Source organism: Allobrachymonas sp. (assembly GCF_041912815.1).
In the GTDB taxonomy this organism is placed as follows: Bacteria; Pseudomonadota; Gammaproteobacteria; order Burkholderiales; family Burkholderiaceae_C; genus Brachymonas.
Window position 1 is genome coordinate 107370 of record NZ_JAYRLV010000004.1, and the last position, 23088, is coordinate 130457.

Annotated in this window: 24 protein-coding genes; 11 read left to right on the forward strand and 13 right to left on the reverse strand. The window is 67.3% G+C overall.

The window, feature by feature from the left end; translation table 11 throughout:
• The 9 genes from ACE3P9_RS05325 (at position 1) to cobT (ending at position 9685) form a co-directional block, all read left to right on the forward strand.
• Positions 1-1473 carry a cobyrinate a,c-diamide synthase gene (locus tag ACE3P9_RS05325; protein WP_374492252.1) on the forward strand — a complete coding sequence of 491 codons (1473 nt, stop codon included), beginning with the start codon at positions 1-3 and terminating at the stop codon, positions 1471-1473.
• The gene (locus ACE3P9_RS05330; RefSeq protein ID WP_374492253.1) at positions 1470-2087 is read left to right on the forward strand and encodes a bifunctional adenosylcobinamide kinase/adenosylcobinamide-phosphate guanylyltransferase; all 618 of its coding nucleotides are present in this window, start codon (positions 1470-1472) and stop codon (positions 2085-2087) included. The genes ACE3P9_RS05325 and ACE3P9_RS05330 overlap by 4 nt, the downstream gene beginning before the upstream one ends.
• Positions 2088-2182: 95 nt before the next feature.
• On the forward strand, positions 2183-2752 hold the full coding sequence (gene cobO / locus ACE3P9_RS05335) for a cob(I)yrinic acid a,c-diamide adenosyltransferase (RefSeq protein WP_374492254.1): 570 nt from the start codon (positions 2183-2185) through the stop codon (positions 2750-2752).
• Between the two features lie 3 nt (positions 2753-2755).
• Positions 2756-3499 carry a 5,6-dimethylbenzimidazole synthase gene (gene bluB, locus ACE3P9_RS05340; RefSeq protein ID WP_374492255.1) on the forward strand — a complete coding sequence of 248 codons (744 nt, stop codon included), beginning with the start codon at positions 2756-2758 and terminating at the stop codon, positions 3497-3499.
• A 219-nt stretch (positions 3500-3718) separates the two neighbouring features.
• A complete protein-coding gene (gene bioB, locus ACE3P9_RS05345; protein WP_374492256.1) occupies positions 3719-4774 on the forward strand; it encodes a biotin synthase BioB in 1056 nt (351 codons plus the stop codon).
• A gap of 96 nt (positions 4775-4870) precedes the next feature.
• Positions 4871-5932: an adenosylcobinamide-phosphate synthase CbiB gene (gene cbiB, locus ACE3P9_RS05350; RefSeq protein ID WP_374492257.1), complete on the forward strand. Its 1062-nt coding sequence runs from the start codon at positions 4871-4873 to the stop codon at positions 5930-5932.
• Positions 5929-6978, forward strand: a complete 1050-nt coding sequence (locus ACE3P9_RS05355) for an aminotransferase class I/II-fold pyridoxal phosphate-dependent enzyme (RefSeq protein ID WP_374492258.1) — start codon at positions 5929-5931, stop codon at positions 6976-6978. The genes cbiB and ACE3P9_RS05355 overlap by 4 nt, the downstream gene beginning before the upstream one ends.
• A complete protein-coding gene (locus tag ACE3P9_RS05360; RefSeq protein ID WP_374492259.1) occupies positions 6975-8597 on the forward strand; it encodes a cobyric acid synthase in 1623 nt (540 codons plus the stop codon). Before ACE3P9_RS05355 ends, ACE3P9_RS05360 begins: the two co-directional genes overlap by 4 nt.
• A gap of 44 nt (positions 8598-8641) precedes the next feature.
• A complete protein-coding gene (gene cobT / locus ACE3P9_RS05365) occupies positions 8642-9685 on the forward strand; it encodes a nicotinate-nucleotide--dimethylbenzimidazole phosphoribosyltransferase (RefSeq protein ID WP_374492260.1) in 1044 nt (347 codons plus the stop codon).
• 9 nt (positions 9686-9694) lie between these two features.
• Here cobT and ACE3P9_RS05370 read toward each other — a convergent pair whose 3' ends face one another.
• Positions 9695-10294 carry a chromate transporter gene (locus ACE3P9_RS05370; protein ID WP_374492261.1) on the reverse strand — a complete coding sequence of 200 codons (600 nt, stop codon included), beginning with the start codon at positions 10292-10294 and terminating at the stop codon, positions 9695-9697.
• Positions 10291-10953, reverse strand: a complete 663-nt coding sequence (locus ACE3P9_RS05375; protein ID WP_374492262.1) for a chromate transporter — start codon at positions 10951-10953, stop codon at positions 10291-10293. Before ACE3P9_RS05375 ends, ACE3P9_RS05370 begins: the two co-directional genes overlap by 4 nt.
• Positions 10954-11081: 128 nt before the next feature.
• Here ACE3P9_RS05375 and ACE3P9_RS05380 point away from each other — a divergent pair, with 128 nt between their 5' ends.
• A complete protein-coding gene (locus ACE3P9_RS05380) occupies positions 11082-11777 on the forward strand; it encodes an FABP family protein (RefSeq protein WP_374492263.1) in 696 nt (231 codons plus the stop codon).
• 103 nt (positions 11778-11880) lie between these two features.
• Here ACE3P9_RS05380 and nth read toward each other — a convergent pair whose 3' ends face one another.
• Positions 11881-12531 (reverse strand): endonuclease III, encoded by a 651-nt coding sequence (gene nth, locus ACE3P9_RS05385; protein ID WP_374492264.1) that lies wholly within the window; start codon positions 12529-12531, stop codon positions 11881-11883.
• 124 nt (positions 12532-12655) lie between these two features.
• On the opposite strand from nth, the gene ACE3P9_RS05390 reads away from it, so the two are divergent.
• Positions 12656-13852, forward strand: a complete 1197-nt coding sequence (locus ACE3P9_RS05390) for a PLP-dependent aminotransferase family protein (protein WP_374492266.1) — start codon at positions 12656-12658, stop codon at positions 13850-13852.
• Between the two features lie 45 nt (positions 13853-13897).
• Here ACE3P9_RS05390 and ACE3P9_RS05395 read toward each other — a convergent pair whose 3' ends face one another.
• The 10 genes from ACE3P9_RS05395 to ACE3P9_RS05440 all read right to left on the reverse strand — a co-directional run bounded on the left by ACE3P9_RS05395 (position 13898) and on the right by ACE3P9_RS05440 (position 22832).
• Positions 13898-14488: a protein disulfide oxidoreductase gene (locus ACE3P9_RS05395; protein WP_374492267.1), complete on the reverse strand. Its 591-nt coding sequence runs from the start codon at positions 14486-14488 to the stop codon at positions 13898-13900.
• 75 nt (positions 14489-14563) lie between these two features.
• Complete coding sequence (gene serB / locus ACE3P9_RS05400; RefSeq protein ID WP_374492268.1) at positions 14564-15265, reverse strand: phosphoserine phosphatase SerB; 702 nt, start codon at positions 15263-15265, stop codon at positions 14564-14566.
• Between the two features lie 198 nt (positions 15266-15463).
• Positions 15464-17020, reverse strand: a complete 1557-nt coding sequence (lysS, locus tag ACE3P9_RS05405; RefSeq protein WP_374492269.1) for a lysine--tRNA ligase — start codon at positions 17018-17020, stop codon at positions 15464-15466.
• A 200-nt stretch (positions 17021-17220) separates the two neighbouring features.
• The gene (gene accD / locus ACE3P9_RS05410) at positions 17221-18123 is read right to left on the reverse strand and encodes an acetyl-CoA carboxylase, carboxyltransferase subunit beta (RefSeq protein WP_374492270.1); all 903 of its coding nucleotides are present in this window, start codon (positions 18121-18123) and stop codon (positions 17221-17223) included.
• A 31-nt stretch (positions 18124-18154) separates the two neighbouring features.
• Positions 18155-18985: a tryptophan synthase subunit alpha gene (gene trpA / locus ACE3P9_RS05415; protein ID WP_374492272.1), complete on the reverse strand. Its 831-nt coding sequence runs from the start codon at positions 18983-18985 to the stop codon at positions 18155-18157.
• A 2-nt stretch (positions 18986-18987) separates the two neighbouring features.
• Positions 18988-20232 (reverse strand): tryptophan synthase subunit beta, encoded by a 1245-nt coding sequence (gene trpB, locus ACE3P9_RS05420; protein ID WP_374492273.1) that lies wholly within the window; start codon positions 20230-20232, stop codon positions 18988-18990.
• A 159-nt stretch (positions 20233-20391) separates the two neighbouring features.
• The gene (locus tag ACE3P9_RS05425; RefSeq protein WP_374492274.1) at positions 20392-21075 is read right to left on the reverse strand and encodes a phosphoribosylanthranilate isomerase; all 684 of its coding nucleotides are present in this window, start codon (positions 21073-21075) and stop codon (positions 20392-20394) included.
• Between the two features lie 45 nt (positions 21076-21120).
• Complete coding sequence (gene truA, locus ACE3P9_RS05430; RefSeq protein WP_374492324.1) at positions 21121-21960, reverse strand: tRNA pseudouridine(38-40) synthase TruA; 840 nt, start codon at positions 21958-21960, stop codon at positions 21121-21123.
• 19 nt (positions 21961-21979) lie between these two features.
• Positions 21980-22489, reverse strand: a complete 510-nt coding sequence (locus ACE3P9_RS05435; protein ID WP_374492275.1) for a DUF192 domain-containing protein — start codon at positions 22487-22489, stop codon at positions 21980-21982.
• A gap of 151 nt (positions 22490-22640) precedes the next feature.
• The gene (locus ACE3P9_RS05440) at positions 22641-22832 is read right to left on the reverse strand and encodes a hypothetical protein (RefSeq protein ID WP_374492276.1); all 192 of its coding nucleotides are present in this window, start codon (positions 22830-22832) and stop codon (positions 22641-22643) included.
• Between the last annotated feature and the right edge of the window lie 256 nt (positions 22833-23088).

Below are 23088 nucleotides of genomic sequence, written 5' to 3' on the forward strand. Positions count from 1 at the left end.
ATGGCGAAATCCTCTGCGCAGGCGGGCACGGTGGCGTGTCCGGCCCTGCTGGTAGGTGCTGCGGCCTCGGGGCAGGGCAAGACCACGCTCGTGGCGGCGCTGGCACGCTGGTGGACGCGGCGTGGCCTGCGGGTACAGGTGTTCAAGTGCGGCCCTGATTTCATTGATCCGGGCTGGCATGCGCTCGCAAGCGGCCAGCCGGTGTATCAGCTCGATCTGTGGATGGTGGGCGAGGTGGCGTGCCGAAGCATGCTCCGCGAGGCGGCTGCCTGCAATGACCTGATTCTCATCGAGGGCGTCATGGGTCTCTACGATGGCGAGCCGAGCAGTGCGGATCTGGCGGTGCGGCTGGGCCTGCCGGTGCTGGCGGTGATCGATGCCCATGCCATGGCGGGCACGTTCGGGGCCCTGGCACATGGACTGGCGCATTACCGCGAAGGGGTGCGCTGGGCGGGTGTGGTGGCGAACCGGGTGGCAAGCAGTGGCCATGCCGACATGCTGCGCCGAGGGCTCCGGGAGCCACGCGATTGGATGGGCGCGATCATGCGCAACGCCGATTTTTCTCTGCCCGAGCGGCATCTGGGGCTGATGCTGGCTCCCGAGATGGCCGATGCCCTGGCACGGCTCGACCTGGCTGCCGATGCACTCGCGGACATGCCGCTGGTGGCCGATGAGGGGCAGTCTGTGCCGAGTCGCTGGATGACGGAGTTCCCGTCGGCGCTGGAGCCTGCGGAGCCAGAGGCCCTGGAGAGCCCAGTGGGCTTGCGCTGCACAGAAGAGGGCGCATCGCCTCTGGACGCCTGGCTGCACGCGGAGCTGCGCAGCCTGGAGGGCGTGCGCATCGCAGTGGCCCGGGATGCGGCGTTCTGCTTCCTGTACGAGGCCAATGTGCGTACCCTGCAGGCGCTGGGTGCCGAGCTGGTGTTTTTTTCTCCCCTGGAGGATGTGGCGCTGCCGGCGTGCGATGCGCTGTGGCTGCCGGGCGGTTATCCGGAGCTGCATCTGGAGGCGCTGCAGGCCCAGACCGGCATGCGCGAGAGCATTCGATGCCATGTGCAGTCGGGGCGGCCGGTGTGGGCCGAATGTGGCGGCATGATGGCGCTTGCCGAGGGTCTGGTTCCAGCGGGTGCGGAACCGGAAGCTGCCGTGCCACTGTGGGGTGTGCTGCCCGGGACGGTGCGCATGCATGGACGGCTTCAGGGGCTGGGGCCCCAGGCGCTGGCGGTGCCCGGGTGCGATGCGCCGCCGCTGCGGGGGCATACCTTTCACTATTCGACCCTGGACACGCCGGAGCCCGAAGCGGCCCGCACGGTCAGTCCGCGCGTGACGAGTCGCAGCAAGGCTGGCGAGGCGTTCTACCGGACAGGGCCGCAGGGCAATGTGCGGGCGAGTTATTTTCACCCCTGGTTTGCCAGCAGTCCGCAGGCGGCAGCAGCGCTGTTCCTGCCTGACCATGTGGAGACTGGGGCATGAATCCGGTGCACCACGAGCTGATTCTGGGAGGGCAGAAGTCCGGCAAGACGGCCCGGGCAGAAACCCTTGCGGCTGCCTGGCTGGCGCGTGGTCCGGGCCATCGCGCTCTGTATCTGGCCACCGCGATGCCCTGGGACGAGGAAATGCGCCGGCGCATTGCGCGGCATCAGCAGGATCGGGCCCGGCGGGTGCCGGGCATGGCGACGCTGCAGGCAGGCGAGGACGGGCGGCCGCTGGATGTCCCGGCCCTGCTGCGGACGCATGGTGCGGCCGATACGGCGATCGTGCTGGACTGCCTGACCCTGTGGCTCACCCAGCAGCTCAGCGAGGCACCGGATGCCGCACGCCTGCGTGGCGGCGAAGGGGGTGAGGAGACAGCACAGGACATGCGCGCGGCAGAGGACGATCTGGTGCGTGCGGTGGCCGCCTGCCCGGGGCCGGTCTATGTGGTGAGCAACGAGATCGGTCTCGGAGTGATTCCGCTGGGCGCGGAGGTACGTGCCTTCGTGGACGCACTGGGGCGGCTCAACCAGCGCGTGGCCGTTGCGTGCAGCCATGTGACCCTGATGGCGGCAGGATTGCCGCTGGTGCTCAAGGCGCCCACAGGGCCCTGAGCGCCACGGGACCCATGCAGAGACTGCGGGCGCGTGTCGGCACAGGCAGGCAGAGCCCGCGACATTTTTTGGATGTTTTTTGAGGAGTGCAGCACATGCAGATCGAGCAACCCCCCACCGAGAAGCCCTATGACAAGCCCGAGGGTGAACGGCGCGGCATCGTGATCGTCCATACCGGCGACGGCAAGGGCAAGAGCACGGCCGCCTTCGGGCTGGCGCTGCGGGCCACGGGACGCGGCAAGAAAGTCATCATTTACCAGTTCATGAAGGTGCCGAGTGCCCGCTTCGGGGAGCACCGCATGTTCGAGCAGCTCGGCGTGCCGGTCGAGGGGCTGGGGGATGGCTTCAGCTGGAAGAGCCAGGATCTGGAGAAGTCGGCACAGCTCGCGCGCGACGGCTGGCAACGGGCCAAGGCGGCGATTCTGGGAGGGGAGCATTTCCTGGTGGTGTGCGACGAGATCACCTATCCGCTGGTGTACGGCTGGCTCGATCTGCAGGATGTGCTGGAGACGCTGCGGACCCGTCCGCGCCATGTGCATGTGTGCCTGACGGGGCGTCGCTGCCCGGACGAGATCGTGGCGCTGGCCGATACGGTCACGGAAATGCGCCAGATCAAGCATGCCTTCGAGGCAGGCATTCCTGCCCAGCGCGGCATCGAGGACTGAGTCGTGGAACAAAGCCAATTCCGGCAAGGGGAAGCGCCAGACCAGTCTGGCGACGAGGTGCGCTACAGCCGGGCCGAGCGGGCGGGGCTGTACCGGGCGATCGTCGAGCGGCGCGACATGCGGCACTTTGTCTCCGGCGCCCAGGTGGCGCCCGAGGTGCTGGAGCGTCTGCTCAAGGCGGCGCACTGGGGGCCGAGCGTGGGGTTCATGCAGCCGTGGCGCTTCATGCGCATCACCGATGCGGCCCTGCGCGAGCGGCTTCATGCCTGTGTGGAGCGCGAGCGGCTTGCCACGGCGGCAGCGCTCGGTGAACGGCAGGCGGATTTCATGCGGCTGAAGGTCGAGGGGCTGCGGGAGGCAGCCGAGCTGCTGGCGGTGTGTCTCATGGACGGGCGCGAGCGGCACGTGTTTGGACGCCGGACCATGCCCTACATGGACATTGCCTCGGTCGGCTGTGCGCTGGAGAATCTGTGGCTGGCCGCGCGGGCCGAGGGGCTGGGCGTGGGCTGGGTGTCGATCTTCGACCCGGTCGACATGGCGGAGCTCCTGGGCTTGCCCGAAGGCGCTACGCCCCTGGCCCTGCTGTGCATCGGCCCGGTGCCCGCGTTCTACGAGGAGCCCATGCTGCAGCGTGAGCGTTGGGCGCGGCGCATGCCGCTGTCCGACGTGGTGTACGAGAATCGCTGGGGCGAGTCTGCGCTCTTCCTGGAAGGGCACGATACCCGCGGAGGACCAGAGGCAGACTGAGCCGGCAGCAGCCCGCATCAGGGATGCGCCGCAAGCCAGATGTCAGGTCTGGCCCGGCCAACTGGGGCACAATCCGGCCCTTGCCCGGCGCGCCACCTGCTGCAGCCGGAGCCGCAGGGAATGGGCGCCGCCGTGGTGCGGCGTCCCTTTGCAGCCGCTGCGATGATTTGATTTGTTTACGGGCTCCCCGGAGGGAGCCGCATTGAGAGAGAGTGATCCATGTCCGAATCCACGACCTTCAACCCCTCTGCATGCCATGGCGACGCAGAGCAGTCCATCCATTTCTGCGTTCCGAAGAAGGGCGCGGCCCAGCCCCAGAGCACGGGGCGCTGGCGCGTGGAGGACATTGAGGAGCTGTTCGAGCTGCCTTTCCCCGAGCTGATGTTCCGTGCCCAGCAGGTGCACCGCGAACATTTCGATCCCACCGAGGTGGAGCTGGCCACGCTGCTGTCGATCAAGACCGGCGGCTGCCCCGAGGACTGTGGCTACTGCCCCCAGTCGTCGCACTATGACACCGGCGTGGATGCCAGCAAGCTCATGGGCGAGGATGTGGTGCGCGAAGCGGCCGAGGCGGCCAAGGCCGCAGGGGCCACCCGCTTCTGCATGGGAGCGGCCTGGCGCTCGCCCAAGGACCGCGACATCGAGCAGGTGGTCACGCTCATCAGGACCGTCAAGGATGTGGGGCTGGAAGCCTGCTGCACTCTGGGCATGCTGACGCAGGATCACGCCGAGCGCCTGCGTGAGGCAGGTCTGGACTACTACAACCACAACCTCGACACCGCCCCCGAGAACTACGGCAACATCATCAGCACGCGCGACTACCAGGACCGGCTCGACACGCTGGAGAACGTGCGCAACGTGGGCGTGAGCGTGTGCAGCGGCGGCATCATCGGCATGGGCGAGAACCGTCGCCAGCGGGCCGAGCTGATCGGTCAGCTGGCCAACCTGCATCCGCGCTATCCCGAGAGCGTGCCGATCAACAATCTGGTCAAGGTCGAGGGCACGCCGCTGGCCGATGCCGAGGACATCGACCCGCTCGAATTCGTGCGCATGATCGCCGTGGCACGCATCACCATGCCCGAGGCACGGGTGCGCCTGTCGGCCGGTCGCCGCCAGATGCATGACACCACGCAGGCACTGTGCTTCATGGCCGGGGCCAATTCGATTTTCTATGGCGACAAGCTGCTCACCACCGGCAACCCCGACGTCGAGGCCGACCTGCAGCTCATCGAGCGGCTGGGCATGCAGCCCCGTCGACAGACCGAGCACGCCTGAGGCGTGGACGCGCGCCGTGAACAGGATCAGCCGCACCGCATGGGGTGACTGCAGGCGCGGAGCTGGCCTCGGGCGGCTTGCTGCACGGAGGCGGGCATGATGGGCCTGATCGGATGGTTCTGGAACGCCTCGGCTCCGGGCGTCCTGGCTCAGGGACTGGTGGCCCTGGTGGCGGCTGTGTGGCTGGCACTGGTCATCGATGCCTGGATCGGCGAGCCGCCACCCCGCTGGCATCCGGTGGTGTGGATGGGGCGCTATCTCACGCACGCAGGTGCCTGGCTGCAGGCGCAGGTGCGCCGGCCTGCCCCCGGCGCAGGAGGGGGAGCGGAGGCCGTCCCGCGCGATGGGCCGTCGCTGTGGCGCGGCAGCCTGGCCTGGTGGGCCGGAGCGCTGCTCGTGCTGGCCTGTGCCGGCCTGCTGCAGTGGGGACTGGCGCAGCTGCCTTGGGCATGGGGTGCCGTGCTGGCCGGTGTGCTGCTCAAGCCACTGCTGGCCTGTCGCATGCTGACGGACGAAGTCGGAGCGGTCGATGCGGCGCTGGCGCGGTCGCTGCCCGAGGGGCGGGCCCAGCTGGCACGCATCGTGAGCCGCGACGTGCAGGAGCTCGATGCCGCAGCGGTGCGCGAAAGCGCGATCGAGAGCCTGTCCGAGAATCTCAATGACTCGGTGGTGGCTCCTCTGTTCTGGTTTCTGGTGGCGGGTTTGCCCGGTGCGGCATTGTGGCGCTATGCGGACACGGCCGATTCCATGTGGGGCTATCGCGGGGTGCACCGAGGTCAGGTCTGGGAATGGGCCGGCAAGTGGGCGGCGCGCATCGACGATGTGCTGGCCTGGGTGCCTGCACGGCTGACGGCCCTGGTCTGGGTGCTGTCGGTGCCGGCCTGCTGGCACCGCGCGCTGGGAGCGCTGGTGCGGGAGGCCGGACGCACGCCCTCGCCCAACAGTGGCTGGCCCATGGCGGCTGCGGCCCTGGTGCTCGATGTGCATCTGCGCAAGCCGGGGGTCTACATCCTGCATCCGCAGGGCAGGGCACCTTTGCCGGGCGACATTGCCGTGGCCGTGCGGCTGGCACGGCATGTGGTGTATGGCGGCACTGCGGTGCTCAGCGTGATGGCACTCCTGACGGCGCTGGCCTGCCAGTGGGGAGCTCGCGCATGACGGCATCCCTGCCGATGGACGTGCGCTGCCATGGCGGCACGGATGCCCTGGGGGCGGCCCCGTGGGACTTCTCGACCAACAGCAATGCCGCAGGTCCCTGCCCCGGCGTGCGGGAGCGACTGGCGGCCGTGGATCCGACCCGCTATCCCGATCCGGCCTATGTGGCCCTGCGTGCCCGGCTGGCGCGGTTTCACGCGGTGGATGAGTCACGCATCGTCATCGGTGCGAGCGGCAGCGAGCTCATCGCCCGGCTCACGCAGTGGGCCTGTCGACAGGCACGGCTCCGGGCTCCGCAGGGCATGCCCACTGTGTGGCTGCCGCCGCATCACTATGTCGATTACGCCCGGCAGGCGGCCCTGCAGGGGGCATTGCCTGTGGACGATGTGCGTGCCGCCGCCCTGGTGTGGCTGTGTGCGCCTTCCAGCCCGCTGGGGCAGGCGCTCGTGCTGCCCGCGCACTGGGAGGCCCGCGATCCGAACGCTGTGGTCGTGCTCGACGGGGCCTATGCCCCGCTGACCCTCACTGAAGAGGAGGCAGCGCCGGGACTCGACCGCGACGCCGTCTGGCAGCTCTGGACGCCCAACAAGGCCCTGGGGCTGTGCGGACTGCGTGCAGCCTATGCCGTGGCACCTCGCGGGCTGCAAGCGCCGGCACTGGCAGCGCTGGTGGATCTGGCGCCCTCGTGGCCGCTGGGAGCGCATGGGGTGGCCCTGCTCGATGCCTGGACGCGGGACGACACCCAGCGCTGGCTGCAGCAGGCCCGCACCATGCTGCGCACATGGAAAGAGGCCCAGGTGGCCCAGCTCGAACAGGCCGGCTGGCGGGTGCGGCCCAGCATCGCCTCCTTTCTGGTGGCGCGGCCCCCCTGGCCGGCAGGGCACTCTCCGCAGGCGGTGCTGGGGGCGCTGCGTCGGTGTGGCATCAAGTTGCGGGACTGCACGAGCTTTGGTCTGCCCGGCGAAGTGCGGCTGTGTGTGCACACCCCGGAGGCCCGGAAGGCACTCGCACAGGCCTGGCAGAACATTCTGGAGGATGGAAATCCATGAGCACTTCCACCGGACACCGTCCGGCCCGCTGCCTGATGGTGCTGGGCTGCACCAGCAACGCCGGCAAGAGCTGGCTCACCACGGCCCTGTGTCGCTGGTATGCCAACCAGGGCCTGCGTGTGGCTCCCTTCAAGGCGCAGAACATGAGCAACAACGCCCGGGTAGTGGGCGGAACCGCGCAGCATCCCGATGGGGGCGAGATCGGCAGCGCCCAGTATTTCCAGGCGCTTGCTGCGCGCACGCAACCTGACGTGCGCATGAACCCGCTGCTGCTCAAGCCCGAGGCAGACACGCGCAGCCAGGTCGTGCTGCTCGGGCAGGTGCATCCCGAGCTCACCGCCATGGCCTGGCGTGAACGTCCCCGCCACACCTGGCCTGCCGTGGCCGAAGCACTCGACGCGCTGCGGGCAAGCCACGACCTGGTGCTCATCGAGGGCGCGGGATCGCCCGCCGAAATCAATCTCTACGCCAGCGACGTGGTCAACATGCGCGTGGCGCGTCATGCGCAGGCCCGCTGCCTGCTGGTGGCCGACATCGACCGCGGAGGTGCCTTTGCGCACCTCTACGGAACCTGGGCCCTGCTGCCCGAGTCGGACCGCGCCCTGATTCGGGGCTTCGTGCTCAACAAGTTCCGGGGCGATGCCCGGCTGCTCGCACCCGCCCCCGAGATGCTGCGCCAACGCACTGGCGTGCCGACGCTCGCCACGCTGCCCCTGTGGCGCGGACATGGCCTGCCGGAGGAGGATGGAGTCTTCGACGATGCCGGTGTGGGGCAGGCCCAGGGCGAGGCCACCCGGATCATCGCCATCGTGGCCTATCCGCACCTGAGCAACCTCGACGAATTCGAGCCGCTGCGCCAGCTGGCCGCCCTGCCGGGCAGCGGCGTGCGCCTGCGCTGGGTGCGTGATCCGGCTGCCCTGGGCGATCTGCAGCCCCATGACACGCTCATCCTGCCGGGCAGCAAGCACACCGCGGCCGATCTCCAGTGGCTGCGTGAACGCCGGCTCGATGCGGCCATCTGTGCCCATGCTGCGCGCGGCGGGCGGGTGCTCGGCATCTGTGGCGGTCTGCAGATGCTGGGCGAGGCAGTGATCGATACCGACGGGCTCGAAGGGGGCCCCGGAGCCCGCCATGCCAATGCGCCGGGACTCGGGCTACTGCCGCTGGTCACCCTGTTCACGGCACGCAAGACGGTACGCCACTGGTCCGGTGCCTTTGGCACCCGGCCGACCGAAGGCGCAAACAGCGAGGCTCCGGCCTGGCCTGGGGCCTGGTCCGCTCTCGCGGGCCAGCCGCTGTCGGGGTACGAGATTCACATGGGGCAGACCGCGCCGCATCCGGCCATGCTGCGCGCAGGGCACCAGGCAATGCCGGTGCTGGCCTCGGCTGCCGACGGCGCCGCTCCCCTGGGGTGGATCAACGGCGCGGCCACCGCCGCCAATCCGCATGTCGGCAACGTGCTCGGCCTGTACCTGCACGGCATGCTGGAGCATCCGCACATCCTGCAGGCGCTGTGGGGCGCTGCCCCGCCGCCGCTGGAAGAGACCTTCGAGCGCATGGCCGCCTTCGTCGAAACCCATTTCGGCGCCGAGACCCTGCACGCCCTCGTGCAGCCCTGACGCTGCTGCTCCCCTTCTTTTTTTCGAGGATGGATATCCGCATCATGCAAGACATCGAATTTGCTCCCGTTTCCGATCTGGACGATCCCGCGCTGCGCGACACGCTCCAGACCACCCTGGACCGCAAGACCAAGCCCGTCGGCTCGCTCGGACGGCTCGAAGGCATCGCCCTGCGCATCGGGCTGATCCTGCGCACCGCAGCGCCTGTGCTGGAATCTCCCCAGATGCTCGTGTGCGCCGGCGACCATGGCCTCGTCAAGCGTGGCGTCTCTGCCTACCCGCAGGACGTGACCTGGCAGATGGTGGAGAACTATCTTGCCGGCGGGGCAGCCGTCTCGGTGATCGCCCGTCAGAACGGCATTGCCCTGTCGGTGGCAGACTGCGGCGTCGCGCACGACTTTGCGCCGCGCGACCAGCTGCTCGTGCGCAAAGTCGGCTACGGCACGGCCGACTGCACCCAGGGCCCCGCCATGACCGACGACCAGTGCGCACTGGCCATCCGCAACGGGCAGACCCTCGTGCAGGCGCTGCCGGGCAATGCCCTCATGCTGGGCGAAATGGGCATCGGCAACACCTCGGCCGCCTCGCTCATTCTGGCGCGCCTGTGCCAGATCGACATCGCCGCCTGCACCGGCGCAGGCACCGGGCTCAACAACGCAGGCGTGCTGCGCAAGACCAACATCCTGCGGCAGGCCCTGACCGCCCATCCCGAGGCCACTGCGCCACTCGACGTGCTGGCCGCGTTCGGGGGATTCGAAATGGCCACCATGGTCGGCGCCATGCTGCAGGCAGCGGCCGAAAACCGCGTGATCCTGGTCGATGGCTTCATCGTCACCGCCGCCCTGATGGTGGCGGCCCGTGTCGAGCCCCGGGTGCTGCAGCGCTGCATTTTTGCCCACCGCTCCGGAGAGCCGGGCCACCAGTTCATGCTCGATGCCCTGGGAGCCAAGCCGCTCCTCGACTGGGGCATGCGGCTCGGCGAAGGCTCCGGCGCAGCCGTGGCCTGGCCCCTGCTGCAGTCGGCCTGCACCGTGCTGCGCGACATGGCCAGCTTCGACAGCGCCGGCGTATCGGACAAGAGCGCCTGACAACCCCCTTCAGACCAGCCCTGCCGCCCCCAGCACTGCTCCGGCCGCAATCAGCCACAGCAGGTGCACGCGGGTGCGCAGCACCAGCAGGATGGAGCCAGCGATCAGGAGCCACAGCCGCCAGTCGCGGGCCGGCTGGTCATACACCGACGCGAGCAGCCAGCCCGTCGACAGCAGCAGCGCCACCACCATGGGGGCCAGACCGGTCTTGAAGGCCCGCACCCCGGTGAGGTGGCGGTTGCGCTGGGCCCAGCGCGAGGCAAAGTACACCAGCACCCCGCTCGGCAGCAGCAGGCTCGCCAGCGCCAGCACCATGCCGCCCACCCCCAGCGCAAAGGCGGTGAGCCCGCCGGCTGCCAGGCCTCCGGCGGCATTGAGCCCCACATTCCAGCCCAGCATGCCGACGAACAGCAGGTTGGGTCCGGGGGCAGCCTGTGCAATCGCGATCGAGCTGCTGAACTGGGCATCCGTGAGCCAGTGGTGCTGCATGACGAAGAAGCGGTGCATGTCCGGGGCGAGTGTCATGGGGCCGCCCACGGCCAGCAGCGAAATCGACAGCAGATGCCAGGCAAAGGCGAGCCAGTCCGCCAGTGTGAGGTGCAGGATCATGGCTGCGCTCCCGATGAGGCGCTGCGCCGTGCCTGCGCCGTGCGCCACAGACGCCACCATGCCCAGCCCCACGCACTGCACCCCACCGTGAGCAGAATGCCCAGCAGCGGCAGGTGCAGCACCACCACTGCCACGAACGTCGCCGCCCCCACCACCGCACAGGCCATCTGTCCCATGGCATTGGTGCGCAGCGCCGGCACGAGCTTGAGCCCCGTGGCCGTGATGAGTCCGGCCGCCACGGCCCCCATGCCGCGCAGGGCACCCTGCACCGCCGGCAGATCCGCCAGACGCGCATACAGCACCGCCATGGCCAGCAGCGCCAGCATGGGCGCCAGCAGCATGCCAGCCACCGCCGCCAGTGCGCCCCGCCAGCCGAAGTAGCGCTCTCCCAGTGCCATCGTCAGATTGAGCGAATTCGGCCCGGGCAGAATCTGTGCCACGGCCCATTCCTCTACGAACTGTGCCGGCGTGTACCAGCGGTGCCGTTCCACCAGCTCGCGCTGCACGATCGCCATCACCCCGCCGAATCCCTGCAGCGACAGCGCCGTGCAGGCCATGAACAGGGCCCGGGGAGTGGCCGGACGTGCCGGTGCGTCGTCCGGCGGAGAGGCATCGGCGGACGGAGCGGACGTCAGGGAATCAGCGTGGAAGTCGGACATGGCGGCATTATCGGGCCGGACTCCGGGGGCTTCCTGCGCGGAGGTGGAAAGAAACGGGTATGCCCCTGTAGCCCATAATGCAGGCAGACGCGTGTTTCTTTTTCTCGACTACCGAATCCCCCTGCACCATGACCGATTCCTCCGATCCCATCGCCCTGCGTTCCCCTTCCCGTGACCTCTATACCGAGCCGGCCTGCGATCCCGCCACGCTCGCGCAGCTCGGGCCGCTGCGCCGCATGGCCGGGGTGTGGGAGGGCACCCGCGGGCTGGACGTGAAGCCCAAGGCCGACGGGCCGCGCAAGCAGGTATTCACCGAGCACATGGAGCTGCAGCCGATCGATCCGCAGACCAACGGCCCTCAGCTGCTCTTCGGGCTGCGCTACCACGTCTTCATCACCAAGCCCAACCAGGTCAAGACCTATCACGACCAGGTCGGCTACTGGCTCTGGGAGCCTGCCACCAGCACCGTGATGCACACGCTCACCATTCCGCGCGGGCAGGTGGTCATGGCCGGTGGCACGGTCGATCCTGATGCCGACACCTTCGAGCTGCGGGCACGGCTGGGCGATCCGGTCTGGGGCATCTGCTCCAATCCCTTCCTCGACAGCGCCTTTCGCACGCTGGAGTTCAAGGTGCGGGTGACCTTCAACTCCGACGGCACCTGGGGCTACGACGAGGACACCCTCATGCAGATCGCGGGGCAGGACGAGCTCTTTCACCACACCGACCGCAATCTGCTCCACAAGGTGGGCGAGCCTGGCCTCAATCCCCTGGTCGATCCTGCCGCCACGGCTGCGGCAGGCCCGACGGCTCCCCGCAGCTGACGCAGCCGCACGCCGGGCTGCCTTTGTGCAGGCCGACGCGTGGAGGTTCCACACAGCCTTCGCGCACAGAGCGGCTGCCCACGGAACCGGGGCAGATGCCGCCTCAGGAGCGGCGGGTGGGGGCTGGCGTCTTGGGCCGGTAGTCGCAGCAATCGGCCACTGCGCAGCGCCAGCATTCGGGCGTGCGGGCCTTGCAGACGTAGCGCCCCAGCAGGATCAGCCAGTGGTGGGCATGCTGGCGGTAGGCATCGGGCACCCGCTTGAGCAGCTTCTGCTCCACCGCGAGTGGTGTCTTGCCCGGGGCCAGTCCGGTGCGGTTGCTCACGCGGAAAATGTGGGTATCCACCGCGATGGTGGGCTCCCCAAACGCCACGTTCAGCACCACGTTGGCGGTCTTGCGGCCCACGCCGGGCAGGGATTCCAGCGCCTCGCGGTCTTCGGGGACCTGTCCTCCATACTGTTCCACCAGAATGCGGCAGGTGGCCAGCATGTGCCGCGCCTTGCTGTGGTAGAGGCCAATCGTGCAGATGTGTGCCTCCAGCCCCTCCAGACCCAGATCGAGCATCTCCTGCGGCGTGCGTGCCACGGCAAACAGCCCGCGCGTGGCCTTGTTCACCCCCACGTCGGTCGCCTGGGCAGAGAGCAGCACGGCCATCAGCAGCTCGAAGGCCGAATGGTATTCGAGCTCGGTGCGGGGCTCCGGGTTGGCGGCCTGGAGGGTGGAGAAGAAGCGGACGATCTGGTCTTTGGTCATGGTGGGTGAGGGGCGCGGAGGTCGCGGGAGAGGGCGGTTGGCGCTATAGTGCTCCTTTGCCGGACAGACGATTGTGGCATGGCTGCTGCGGGTGCGCCTGTTCGCCATGCCCACAGGAGTTTCCATGCAATTTGCCAACCGTCTGCTCCACTGCGAGACCTCTGCCATCCGTGAACTGTTCAAGCTGCTCGGCAAGCCCGGGGTGATCAGCTTTGCCGGCGGATTTCCCGACCCCGCCCTGTTCGATGTCGACGGGTTCCGGGCAGCTGCCACGGACGCGCTGGCCCAGTGGCCCGGAGCTGCACTGCAGTATGGTGCCACCGAGGGGTTCGCCCCGCTCAAGGAGCAGATCGCCGACTACTCCGACCGCAAGAGTGCCCCCCTCCAGCCCGACGACTTCATCATCACCACCGGCAGCCAGCAGGCCATTGACCTCATCGGCAAGTGCATGATCAATCCCGGTGACAAGGTCATCGTCGAGGGGCCGACCTTTCTGGCCGTCATCCAGGCATTCCGCCTGTATGGTGCGGAGGTCATCAGCGCCCCCATCGATGCCGACGGCGTCTGCACCGACCGGCTCGAAGCCCTCATTGCCGAGCATCGCCCCCGGCTGGTCTACCTGATTCCGACCTTCGGCAACCCCAGCGGAGCCACCCTCACGCTGGAGCGCCGGCTGCGCGTGCTGGAGCTCGCAGCCCAGTACGAGACCCTGGTGGTCGAGGACGATCCCTATGGCGACCTGTACTTCGATGCTCCGCCGCCCCCCAGCCTGCTCGCGCTCAGCGACCGGGTGCCGGGCAGCCGGGACTGGCTGGCCCACTGCGGCAGCCTGAGCAAGATCATGTCACCGGGCCTGCGGCTCGGCTGGCTGGTGGCGCCGCCCGAGCTGCTGGCCCGCGCAGTCATGTGCAAGCAGTTCAGCGACGCCAACACCAGCACCTACGCCCAGGCCACGGCAGCCGCCTACCTGCAGAGCAACCGCCTGCCGCAGGCCGTCACCCGAGTGCGCCAGACCTATGCCGCACGGGCACGCTGCATGGCCGAGGCCCTGCAGCGCGAGCTGGGCGATGCGGTGAGCTTCACGGCGCCCGGAGGCGGCATGTTCTTCTGGGTGCGGCTCACCGGCGCCCAGGGCCGGGAGCGCGATGCGGGTGTGCTGGCCCAGCGCGCCATCGAGCGGCTGGTGGCCTTTGTGCCCGGAGCTCCGTTCTTTGCCGAACACCCCGATCCCTCCTGCCTGCGCATGAGTTTTGCCACCTGTGACGAGGCACGCATCGAGGAGGGCATTCACCGCATGGCCCAGGCGCTGCAATCGGCCTGAAGCAGCCTGCTGCACGCAGGGAGCAGAGGGGGCGCCGGTGGTGGCTCAGAGGCTGGCGAGCCTGGCCCACCACAGCCGCAGGCGCAGCCCCCAGGGGGAGGTGAGTCCGACGGTCCGGGAGACGATCCGTCCATCCGGCCCGATGATGACGAAGCTGGGCGTGGCTTGCACCCCATAGAGCCGGGCCAGACCGCCATCGGCATCCGCCACGCTCTGCCAGCGCAGCCCCTGCCGGGACTCGAAGCGGGCCACATCGGCTGCGCTGCCCGACTGCAGGGCAATGGGCAGTACAGGGAAGCGCTGGATCAGCCCGTCCATGAGGGGTTCTTCGGCCTTGCACACCGGGCACCAGGTAGCCCAGAAATACAGCACCACGGCCTCCCCCCGGTGGCTGGCACGCCAGGCACCCAGCGTGCTCGGGGAGGACGCCATTCCCGCGCGGATCAGGACCGCATCCGGCGCCTGCCCGGTGCGCATGTGCCGCGTCTGCCAGACCTGCATGGCACCCAGGATCGCGACAATCAGCAGCAGCTTCACCAGCCAGCGCCTGCCGCGGCGGCGCCAGAAGCCGGCAGGCGGCTCGACACGCACCGCAGCGGGAGCGGACTCGGGAGTCTGTGGGGAAGGAGGCGGCATGGGCATGCAGCAGCAACCGGTATCCCCCACCACGCAGGCTGTTGCGTGCGGAGGAGGGGCATGGGCCTTGCTGCGTCAGTGAACCACTTCGAGCAGGCGATCGAGTCCGCCTTCGTTGATGGCCACCATGGCCTGCCGGCGCACGGCGGGCTTGGCGTGGAAGGCCACCGAGAGCCCGGCCTCGCCCATCATGCGCAGGTCGTTGGCACCGTCGCCGATGGCGATGGTGCGGTCGGCAGGCAGTCCCATCAGGGTGGCGACTTCCAGCAGCGTACGGGCCTTCTCGTTCCCGTCACAGATGTCCCCCCAGGGCTGGTCGATCATCCGGCCGGTAAGGTGGCCGTCGACCACTTCGAGCAGGTTCGAGCGGGTGAAATCCAGTCCCAGCCGCTGGCGAATGCGCTCGGTGAAGAAGGTGAAACCACCCGACACCAGCAGGGTCTTGAGCCCCGCCTGCTGGCAGGCACGCACCAGCGTCTCGGCGCCGGGATTGAGGCGCAGACGCTCGTCGTAGATTTTCTGCAGGGCTGCCTCGGGCACGCCTGCGAGCAGGGCCACGCGCTGGCGCAGGCTTTCCTTGTAGTCGCTGATGATGCCCTGCATGGCGGCCTCGGTGATGGCAGCCACTTCTTCCTTCTTGCCCACGGCCGCGGCAATCTCGTCCACGCACTCGATGTTGATGAGGGTGGAGTCCATGTCAAAGGCAATCAGACGGTAGTCCGACAGGCGGGCATGGGGCGGTTGTTCGCGGACGACGAGGGTGGGTTCGGTACTCATGGGGGCAGTCTCTGAAAGGTCAGACAGAAGGAATGGATGCTGGCCCGATTGTAGAAGCATGCAGAGGAGCGGGCGCATGCCTTCTGGCGGATCGACCCTGCGGAGCGCATGGGGAGAGGCGCATGCAAAACAGGCCGGCCCCGTCGGGACCGGCCTGCTGGAAGGACCGCTTGCCGTGTGTGGTGCGCGGCGTGGGCGTCAGGCGTTGGCTTCGCGGCGCAGTGCGGGGAACAGGATCACGTCCCGGATGCTGGGGCTGTCGGTGAGCAGCATCATGAGCCGGTCGATGCCCACCCCGCAGCCGCCCGTGGGGGGCATGCCGTATTCGAGCGCGCGCACGAAGTCGGCGTCGTAGTACATGGCCTCGTCGTCGCCGCTTTCCTTGGCGGCCACCTGGGCCTGGAAGCGGGCAGCCTGGTCCTCTGCGTCGTTGAGCTCGGAGAAGCCGTTGGCCATTTCACGGCCGGTGATGTAGAGCTCGAAGCGTTCGGTCACGTCGGGGTTGGCGTCGTTGGCACGGGCGAGCGGACTGATCTCGGTGGGATGCTCCATGATGAAAGTGGGTTCCCAGAGCTGCTCTTCCACGGCTTCCTCGAAGTACATGACCTGCAGGGACGGCAGGCTGCGCTGGCTCAGGCGATCCTTCTCCTCGCTCATGCCCAGGCGCTTGAGGGCGCTGATGAGCCATGCCGGATCGTCCACGTGCGCACCGGCCTCGGTGTAGGCATGGATCGCCTCGCGGATGGTCATGCGGGCAAAGGGCTTGGCGAGATCGACCTCGCGTCCCTGGTAGGTAAGGGCCAGCGTGCCGCAGGCATGGCGTGCCGTGTCGCGGATCAGCTCCTCGGTGTAGTCCATGAGGTCACGGTAGTTCCAGAAGGCCGAGTAGAACTCCATCATGGTGAATTCCGGGTTGTGCCGGACACTGATGCCTTCGTTGCGGAAGCTGCGGTTGATCTCGAACACGCGCTCGAAGCCGCCGACGATCAGGCGCTTGAGGTACAGCTCGGGCGCGATGCGCAGGAACATGTCCTGGTCGAGCGCATTGTGGTGCGTGACAAAGGGCTTGGCATTGGCCCCCCCTGGAATGGGGTGGAGCATGGGGGTCTCGACTTCCAGAAAGCCGTGGCGCGTCATGAATTCGCGCAGCCCCGAAATGGCCTTGCTGCGGGCAGTGAAGCGCTGGCGCGCCGCCTCGTCCATGATCAGGTCGACATAGCGCTGGCGGTATTTGACTTCCTGATCGGCCACGCCGTGGAACTTGTCCGGCAGCGGGCGCAGGCTCTTGGTGAGCAGGCGGATCGAGGTGGCATGCAGCGACAGCTCGCCGGTGCGCGTCTTGAACAGATAGCCCTCTGCGGCCAGGATGTCGCCCAGATCCCAGCGCTTGAATTCGGCGTACACGCCTTCGCCCACTGCGTCGCGGGTGACGTAGATCTGGAAGCGGCCCGTGGCGTCCTGCAGGGTGGCGAAGCTGGCCTTGCCCATGACGCGCTTGAGCATCATGCGGCCTGCAATGCTGGCAGGGATCTTCTTGCCTGCCTCGATCTCGGCCTCGAACTCTTCCTTGCTCTTGCCGTCGAGCGCCACGATCAGGTCAGCGGCACGGTCGCTGGGCTTGAAGTCGTTCGGGAAGGCCACTCCCTTGCCTTCTGCCTGTGCTGTACGCAAAGCCTTGAGTTTTTCGCGGCGTTCGGCAATCAGTTGGTTTTCGTCGACGGCAGGAGTGGAGGGGGGGAGGCTGTTCTGGGTCATGGAAAAGACGACAGGCGGCCATGCAAGAAGATCAGGGCCGCCTGAAAATGGGGCAAAAGAGCTATTCTAGAGCCTGTGAGCCCGCTGCAACCGCTCGGGCGCGGGCATGTTGCATCGCCAGGGGCAGCCACCTGTCGCGCCAGGGCATGAAAAAGCCCGCCGGGAGGTCTCCGGGCGGGCCTGCAGGGCAGAAGGCAGAATCAGGCTGCGGTTTCGACGCTGTCCGTCACCACGGCATCGGCCGGCATGCGCTGCAGCATGGCCAGCGTGCGGGCAATGGTGGGGCGCAGCTCGCGCCGGTCGCAGATCATGTCGATCGCGCCCTTCTGGAGCAGGAACTCTGCGCGCTGGAAGCCTTCGGGGAGCTTGACGCGCACGGTGTTCTCGATCACTCGCGGACCCGCAAAGCCGATCAGGGCCTTGGGCTCGGCGATCACGACATCGCTCACAAAGGCAAAGCCCGCACTCACGCCGCCCATGGTTGGATCGGTCAGCACGCTGATATAGGGCAGACGCTGCTTGGCCAGCCGCGTGAGCGCGGCATTGGTCTTGGCCATCTGCATGAGCGACAGCAGGCCCTCCTGCATGCGTGCGCCGCCCGTGGCGGTGAAGCAGATGAAGGGAACCTTCTGGGCGATGGCGTGTTCCACGCCCCGCACGAAGCGCTCGCCCACCACGCTGCCCATGCTGCCGCCCATGAAGTCGAAGGAGAAGCAGGCCACCACGGCGTTCACGCCACAGATGCTGCCTCCCATGACGATGAGGGCATCGGTCTCATGGGTGGATTTCTGCGCTTCCTTGAGACGGTCGGGGTACTTGCGGCTGTCCTTGAACTTGAGCGCATCGACCGGCACCACTTCCTGGCCAAGCTCGTAGCGACCTTCGGGGTCCAGAAAGGCATCGAGGCGGGCCCGCGATCCGATGCGGTGATGGTGGCCGCAGTGGGGGCAGACGTTCTGGTTCTTTTCCAGATCGCTGCGGTAGAGCACGGACTCGCAGCTCGGGCACTTGATCCACAGACCTTCGGGCATCGTGGTGCGACGCTCGCCGGACGTGGGGGTCTTGGTGGCCTTGGGAGGCAACAGTTTTTCCAGCCAACTCATGGATGACGTACTTTCTCGAAAGGATGGCGCATTATGCATCGACCGCTTCGCGGATGCCTTGCAGAAAACTGGCGGCCTTCTCGGCAATGGCAGCTCCGCTCTGGTCGCCGATGAGCTGCAGGATGCGGCTGCCGATCACCACGGCATCGGCGTGTTCGGCAATGGCGCGGGCCGTGGCCGCATCCCGGATGCCGAAGCCCACTCCCACGGGAATGGACACATGCTGGCGGATATGCGGGATGGCGCGGGCCACTGCCGAGGTGTCGAGCGCGCCCGAGCCCGTCACGCCTTTGAGCGAGACGTAGTACACATAACCGGTCGCCAGCCGGGCAATCTGCTCCATGCGGGCATCGGTGGACGTGGGTGCCAGCAGGAAGATGAGGTCCATGCCGTGCTCCCGCAGGTCCTGGGCAAAGGTGGCGCACTCTTCGGGCGGGTAGTCCACCACCAGCACCCCATCGACTCCCGCAGCGGAGGCTGCGTGCACGAACGGGCCGTGTGCCGGCTCCCCCTCACGGGCACCGTGATGGAGGTTGTAGGCCTCGATTGAATTGGCATAGCCCATGAGCACGACGGGCGTGTGCCCATTTCCCTCGCGGAAGATGCGCACGGCGTCGAGCACCTGCGCGAGGCCTGTGCCGTTGGCAATGGCCTTCTCGCCGGCAGCCTGGATCACGGGGCCATCGGCCATGGGGTCGGAGAAGGGAATCCCCAGCTCGATGATGTCTGCCCCGCCTCGCACCAGTGCGTGCATGAGGTCGGGCGTGCAGCCCGCTTCGGGAAAGCCGGACATCACATAGGGAATGAGGGCCTTGCGGCCCTGGGCCTGCAGGTGGGCAAAAGTGGTCTGGATGCGGCTCATGATCAGGCTCCCTTGACGGTGAGACCGCGCATCGAGGGGCGGTCGTAGAAGTCGACGCCGGACAGGTCGGCGACGGTGCCGATGTCCTTGTCGCCGCGGCCCGACAGGTTCACCAGAATGCTCTGGTCGGGGCGCATGGTCGGCGCAAGCTTCATGGCGTAGGCAATGGCGTGGCTGGATTCGAGGGCCGGGATGATGCCCTCGGTGCGGCAGAGATAGTGGAAGGCGTCGAGGGCCTCGCGGTCCGTGATGCCCACGTATTCGGCACGACCGGTATCCCGCAGCCAGGCATGCTCGGGACCCACGCCGGGATAGTCGAGGCCTGCACTGATGCTGTGCGTTTCGGTGATCTGACCATTGGCATCCTGCAGCACATAGGTGCGGTTGCCGTGCAGCACACCCGGCTCGCCCTTCTGCAGCGAGGCGGCATGCTTGCCGCTGTCGAGTCCCTGACCAGCCGCCTCCACCCCGATGAGGCGGGTCTGCGCATGGTCTATGTAGGGGTAGAAGATGCCCATGGCATTGCTGCCGCCGCCCACGCAGGCCACCACCGCATCGGGCTGGCGGCCTTCGTTCTGCTCGGGCATCTGCTCCAGGCACTCCTGCCCGATCACGCTCTGGAAGTCCCGCACCATGGCCGGATACGGATGCGGCCCTGCGACCGTGCCGATGATGTAGAAGGTGTTGTCCACGTTGGTCACCCAGTCGCGCATGGCTTCGTTAAGGGCGTCCTTGAGCGTGCGACTGCCGGATTCGACCGGCACCACGGTGGCGCCCAGCAGGTTCATTCGGTACACGTTGGGGGACTGGCGCTTCACGTCCTCGGCGCCCATGTACACCACGCATTCCAGGCCATAGCGGGCACAGATCGTGGCGGTTGCCACCCCGTGCTGGCCGGCCCCCGTCTCGGCAATGATCCGGGGCTTGCCCATGCGGCGAGCCAGCAGGGCCTGCCCGATGGTGTTGTTGATCTTGTGCGCGCCCGTGTGGTTGAGGTCTTCGCGCTTCAGATAGATGCGTGCCCCCCCCATTTCGCGGCTCATGCGTGCAGCATGGTAAATGGGCGAGGGGCGCCCTACGAAGTACTTGAGCTCGCGCTGGAACTCGGCGATGAACTCGGGGTCCTCGCGGTAGTGCGCATAGGCCGCGCGCAGCTCCTCGATGGCATGGGTCAGGGTTTCGGAGATGAAGGCGCCACCGTAAGGGCCAAAGTGGCCGTGGGCGTCGGGTTGGGAATAGCTGGACATGAAAAGATGCTCGAAAACGAATACGGGGCGATGCGATGACCGAAGGCAACAGGCTCCGGGCCAGCGGCCGGTGCATCGAAAAGGTGGGGGGAGTGCCAGATCGCAGTCGCACGCAGGCCTCCATGGGCGATGCATGTACAGCGGCCAGGGCCGCCACACTCACGCAGAAGGAGTGTGAGCGTGATCGGCTGCGCGGACAGCAGCCATGAAGGCGCGGATCCTGTCGGCATCCTTGATGCCCTTGGCCTTTTCCACGCCGGAGCTCACATCCACCGCGGGAGCCTGACAGCGCTCACGCAGCAAACGGATGCCATCGCCCACGTTTGCAGGCGTCAGTCCACCACTCAAGACGAGGGGAGCGTTGACGTTTGTTGGAAGCTGTGACCAATTGAATGCCTTGCCGCCACCGCCATACCCCTCGACCTGTGCGTCGAGCAGGATGGCCTGGGCATGAGAATAGCGCTGTCGAAATTCTAGCAAGTCGAATGGCGGCGCGCCATCGGCCGGCACGAGCGGAATACGCGCAGCGCGCAGATAGGCGCGTCGCCCATGGTGCGTCACGGCATCGCACCGCTCCGGGGTCTCGTCGCCGTGAAACTGCCAGGTGGCGTGCGGAATCGCCTGTGCAGCGGCCTCCAGCAGAGCATCGTCGGCATTCACGAACAGCAGCACCGGCGTCACGAAAGCCGGCAGTCTCCGGGCCAGTTCGGCCGCACGATTCACCGTGACGGCTCGGGGGCTGGGTGCATACAGCACAAAGCCCACGGCATCCGCACCGGCCTGCACCACGGCATCCACGTCCGCTTCGCGGGTGAGTCCACAGATCTTGACGCGGGTACGCATGGAGGCTCCTGAAGAAAAGAAGAGGGGCACGAAGCCAGGCAGGGATCAGGCGGCGGAATGCGCTGCACCACCGGTAGGCGGTGCTTCCTGTTCCTGTCCGCCTGGCAGCCAGTCGAAGGCCGCCGTGCGCGCGGGCAGCTGCCAGTGTGCATCATAGAGGGGGCCCGCAAAGTACAGGCCATCGGGGGCGAAGGTGGGGGCGGCGGCATCGCGGCTGCGTGCGGCCAGAACGTCCTCGATCCATTCGGGCGGGCGGTTGCCCTGTCCCACCGCGATCAGGCACCCCATGATGTTGCGGATCATGTGATGCAGAAAGGCGTTGCCCTCGAACTCGAAGCGCCAGTAGGCGCCATGGCGGCTGATGCCGATGCGGCGCAGCGTCTTGATCGGGCTCAGGGCCTGGCAGGCCGCTGCGCGAAAAGACGAAAAATCGTGCTCGCCGAGCAGCTTGTCCGCTGCGGCGCGCATGGCTGCGGCATCCAGCGGCCGGAACACCCAGCCCACTCGTCCGGCCTCCAGGCTCGGACGCACGGCAGCTTCCATGAGAATGTAGATGTACCGCCGCCCCGTGGCACAGGCCCGCGCATGGAAATCCACTGGGACCTCGGCGGCCCACTGCACTGCGATGTCGGGCGGCAGAAAGGTGTTGGTGCCGCGCACCCACGACATTGCCGGGCGCTGCAGGAGGGTGTCGAAATGCACGACCTGCATCAGTCCGTGTACCCCTGCATCGGTGCGGCCGGCGCACAGCGTATGGACAGGGGGGCCATCCGTGAAGCGCTGCAGCGCCTGCTGCAGCCGGTCCTGCACGGTACGGCCATCCGGCTGACTCTGCCAGCCGGCATAGGCGGTGCCGAGATAGCTGATTCCCAGGGCGATGCGCATGGGGACGAGCGACCTGGGCTCAGGCGCCGTGCGCTGTGCGAGCGGGAGTGCGAGCTGCCGCAGCCGGGCGGAACAGCGCATGGCGGATCCGCATGCCGGCACGCACATGGTGGTGGGCGAACCAGCCCTGGTTCATCTCCAGCACATAGCGCACCGGGCGGGCCGAACAATGGTTGGTCTCGGTCATGGGCTGCATGTCTTCCAGGTTCACGATGGTGCCGTCATCGGCCACGAACGCGGCCGTCAGCGGCAGGCGCGTGTTGCGCATCCAGAAGCACTGAATGCCGGGGCGGTCAAACAGAAACAGCATGCCTTCGTTGGCCGGCATGCGGGTGCGGTACATGAGACCGGTTTCTTTCTCGAGCTCGGTGCGCGCGAGCTGCACACTGAAAGACTGCCGGCCCACCTGCATGGTGGCCCGGGGCAGGTGCATCTGGGGCGTGCCCACCGGAGAGACGGGAATCTGGGCGCATGCGGCCGTGGCAAGCGTCAGCAGCACCGAGGAGACGAAAGAGCGGATGGTTTTCATGGCAGACAGGAAAATGGGGACGGACTGCTGCAGCAGGGCTGCATCAGTCAGGGTGCCTGCATTGTAGGCGTGCCTCCCCCAGCCGTCAGACATGAAAAAACCCGCCTGCGCGTGAGCGCAGACGGGTCTTTTCATGAAGAAGCCGGTGTGCTTACTTGGAAGCAGCAGCCTTGGCAGCAGGAGCCTTCTTGGCCACAGCCTTCTTGGCAACCTTCTTAGCAGGAGCCTTCTTGGCAGCCTTGGCGGGAGCAGCCTTGGAAGCAGCAGCAACCGGAGCGGAAGCAGCAGCAAAGGCACCAGCGGTGAAACCAGCAGCGATCAGAGCAGCAACGATCTTTTTCATTTCATTCATCCTTGAGTGGGGTTGTAAACGGTGCCCTTGTTACAGGGCAGATCGGAGTGTACGCCTACAGTCAGGAAATTGACAGGCCCCCCCTTTTTTTTTGCGAAAAAACGCCGGGGCGGTGTTTTGTAGCCACACCCGCAGCCGTTCCAGTCCACGCGAATCAGGGGCTGTGTGTCTCGATCGCAAACGCGAGAAACCCCGGGGTGCAATCCGTGCGAGGGGCATCCGACTGCCAGGGGCGGGATTACCCGGC

Bases quoted from the DNA above. Each gene is read 5' to 3' on its own strand.
- ACE3P9_RS05325 (WP_374492252.1), top strand. From the start codon at position 1: ATGGCGAAATCCTCTGCGCAGGCGGGCACGGTGGCGTGTCCGGCCCTG.
- ACE3P9_RS05330 (WP_374492253.1), top strand. From the start codon at position 1,470: ATGAATCCGGTGCACCACGAGCTGATTCTGGGAGGGCAGAAGTCCGGC.
- cobO (WP_374492254.1), top strand. From the start codon at position 2,183: ATGCAGATCGAGCAACCCCCCACCGAGAAGCCCTATGACAAGCCCGAG.
- bioB (WP_374492256.1), top strand. From the start codon at position 3,719: ATGTCCGAATCCACGACCTTCAACCCCTCTGCATGCCATGGCGACGCA.
- cbiB (WP_374492257.1), top strand. From the start codon at position 4,871: ATGATGGGCCTGATCGGATGGTTCTGGAACGCCTCGGCTCCGGGCGTC.
- ACE3P9_RS05355 (WP_374492258.1), top strand. From the start codon at position 5,929: ATGACGGCATCCCTGCCGATGGACGTGCGCTGCCATGGCGGCACGGAT.
- ACE3P9_RS05360 (WP_374492259.1), top strand. From the start codon at position 6,975: ATGAGCACTTCCACCGGACACCGTCCGGCCCGCTGCCTGATGGTGCTG.
- cobT (WP_374492260.1), top strand. From the start codon at position 8,642: ATGCAAGACATCGAATTTGCTCCCGTTTCCGATCTGGACGATCCCGCG.
- ACE3P9_RS05370 (WP_374492261.1), bottom strand. From the start codon at position 10,294: ATGATCCTGCACCTCACACTGGCGGACTGGCTCGCCTTTGCCTGGCAT.
- ACE3P9_RS05375 (WP_374492262.1), bottom strand. From the start codon at position 10,953: ATGTCCGACTTCCACGCTGATTCCCTGACGTCCGCTCCGTCCGCCGAT.
- ACE3P9_RS05380 (WP_374492263.1), top strand. From the start codon at position 11,082: ATGACCGATTCCTCCGATCCCATCGCCCTGCGTTCCCCTTCCCGTGAC.
- nth (WP_374492264.1), bottom strand. From the start codon at position 12,531: ATGACCAAAGACCAGATCGTCCGCTTCTTCTCCACCCTCCAGGCCGCC.
- ACE3P9_RS05390 (WP_374492266.1), top strand. From the start codon at position 12,656: ATGCAATTTGCCAACCGTCTGCTCCACTGCGAGACCTCTGCCATCCGT.
- ACE3P9_RS05395 (WP_374492267.1), bottom strand. From the start codon at position 14,488: ATGCCGCCTCCTTCCCCACAGACTCCCGAGTCCGCTCCCGCTGCGGTG.
- serB (WP_374492268.1), bottom strand. From the start codon at position 15,265: ATGAGTACCGAACCCACCCTCGTCGTCCGCGAACAACCGCCCCATGCC.
- lysS (WP_374492269.1), bottom strand. From the start codon at position 17,020: ATGACCCAGAACAGCCTCCCCCCCTCCACTCCTGCCGTCGACGAAAAC.
- accD (WP_374492270.1), bottom strand. From the start codon at position 18,123: ATGAGTTGGCTGGAAAAACTGTTGCCTCCCAAGGCCACCAAGACCCCC.
- trpA (WP_374492272.1), bottom strand. From the start codon at position 18,985: ATGAGCCGCATCCAGACCACTTTTGCCCACCTGCAGGCCCAGGGCCGC.
- trpB (WP_374492273.1), bottom strand. From the start codon at position 20,232: ATGTCCAGCTATTCCCAACCCGACGCCCACGGCCACTTTGGCCCTTAC.
- ACE3P9_RS05425 (WP_374492274.1), bottom strand. From the start codon at position 21,075: ATGCGTACCCGCGTCAAGATCTGTGGACTCACCCGCGAAGCGGACGTG.
- truA (WP_374492324.1), bottom strand. From the start codon at position 21,960: ATGCGCATCGCCCTGGGAATCAGCTATCTCGGCACCGCCTATGCCGGC.
- ACE3P9_RS05435 (WP_374492275.1), bottom strand. From the start codon at position 22,489: ATGAAAACCATCCGCTCTTTCGTCTCCTCGGTGCTGCTGACGCTTGCC.
- ACE3P9_RS05440 (WP_374492276.1), bottom strand. From the start codon at position 22,832: ATGAAAAAGATCGTTGCTGCTCTGATCGCTGCTGGTTTCACCGCTGGT.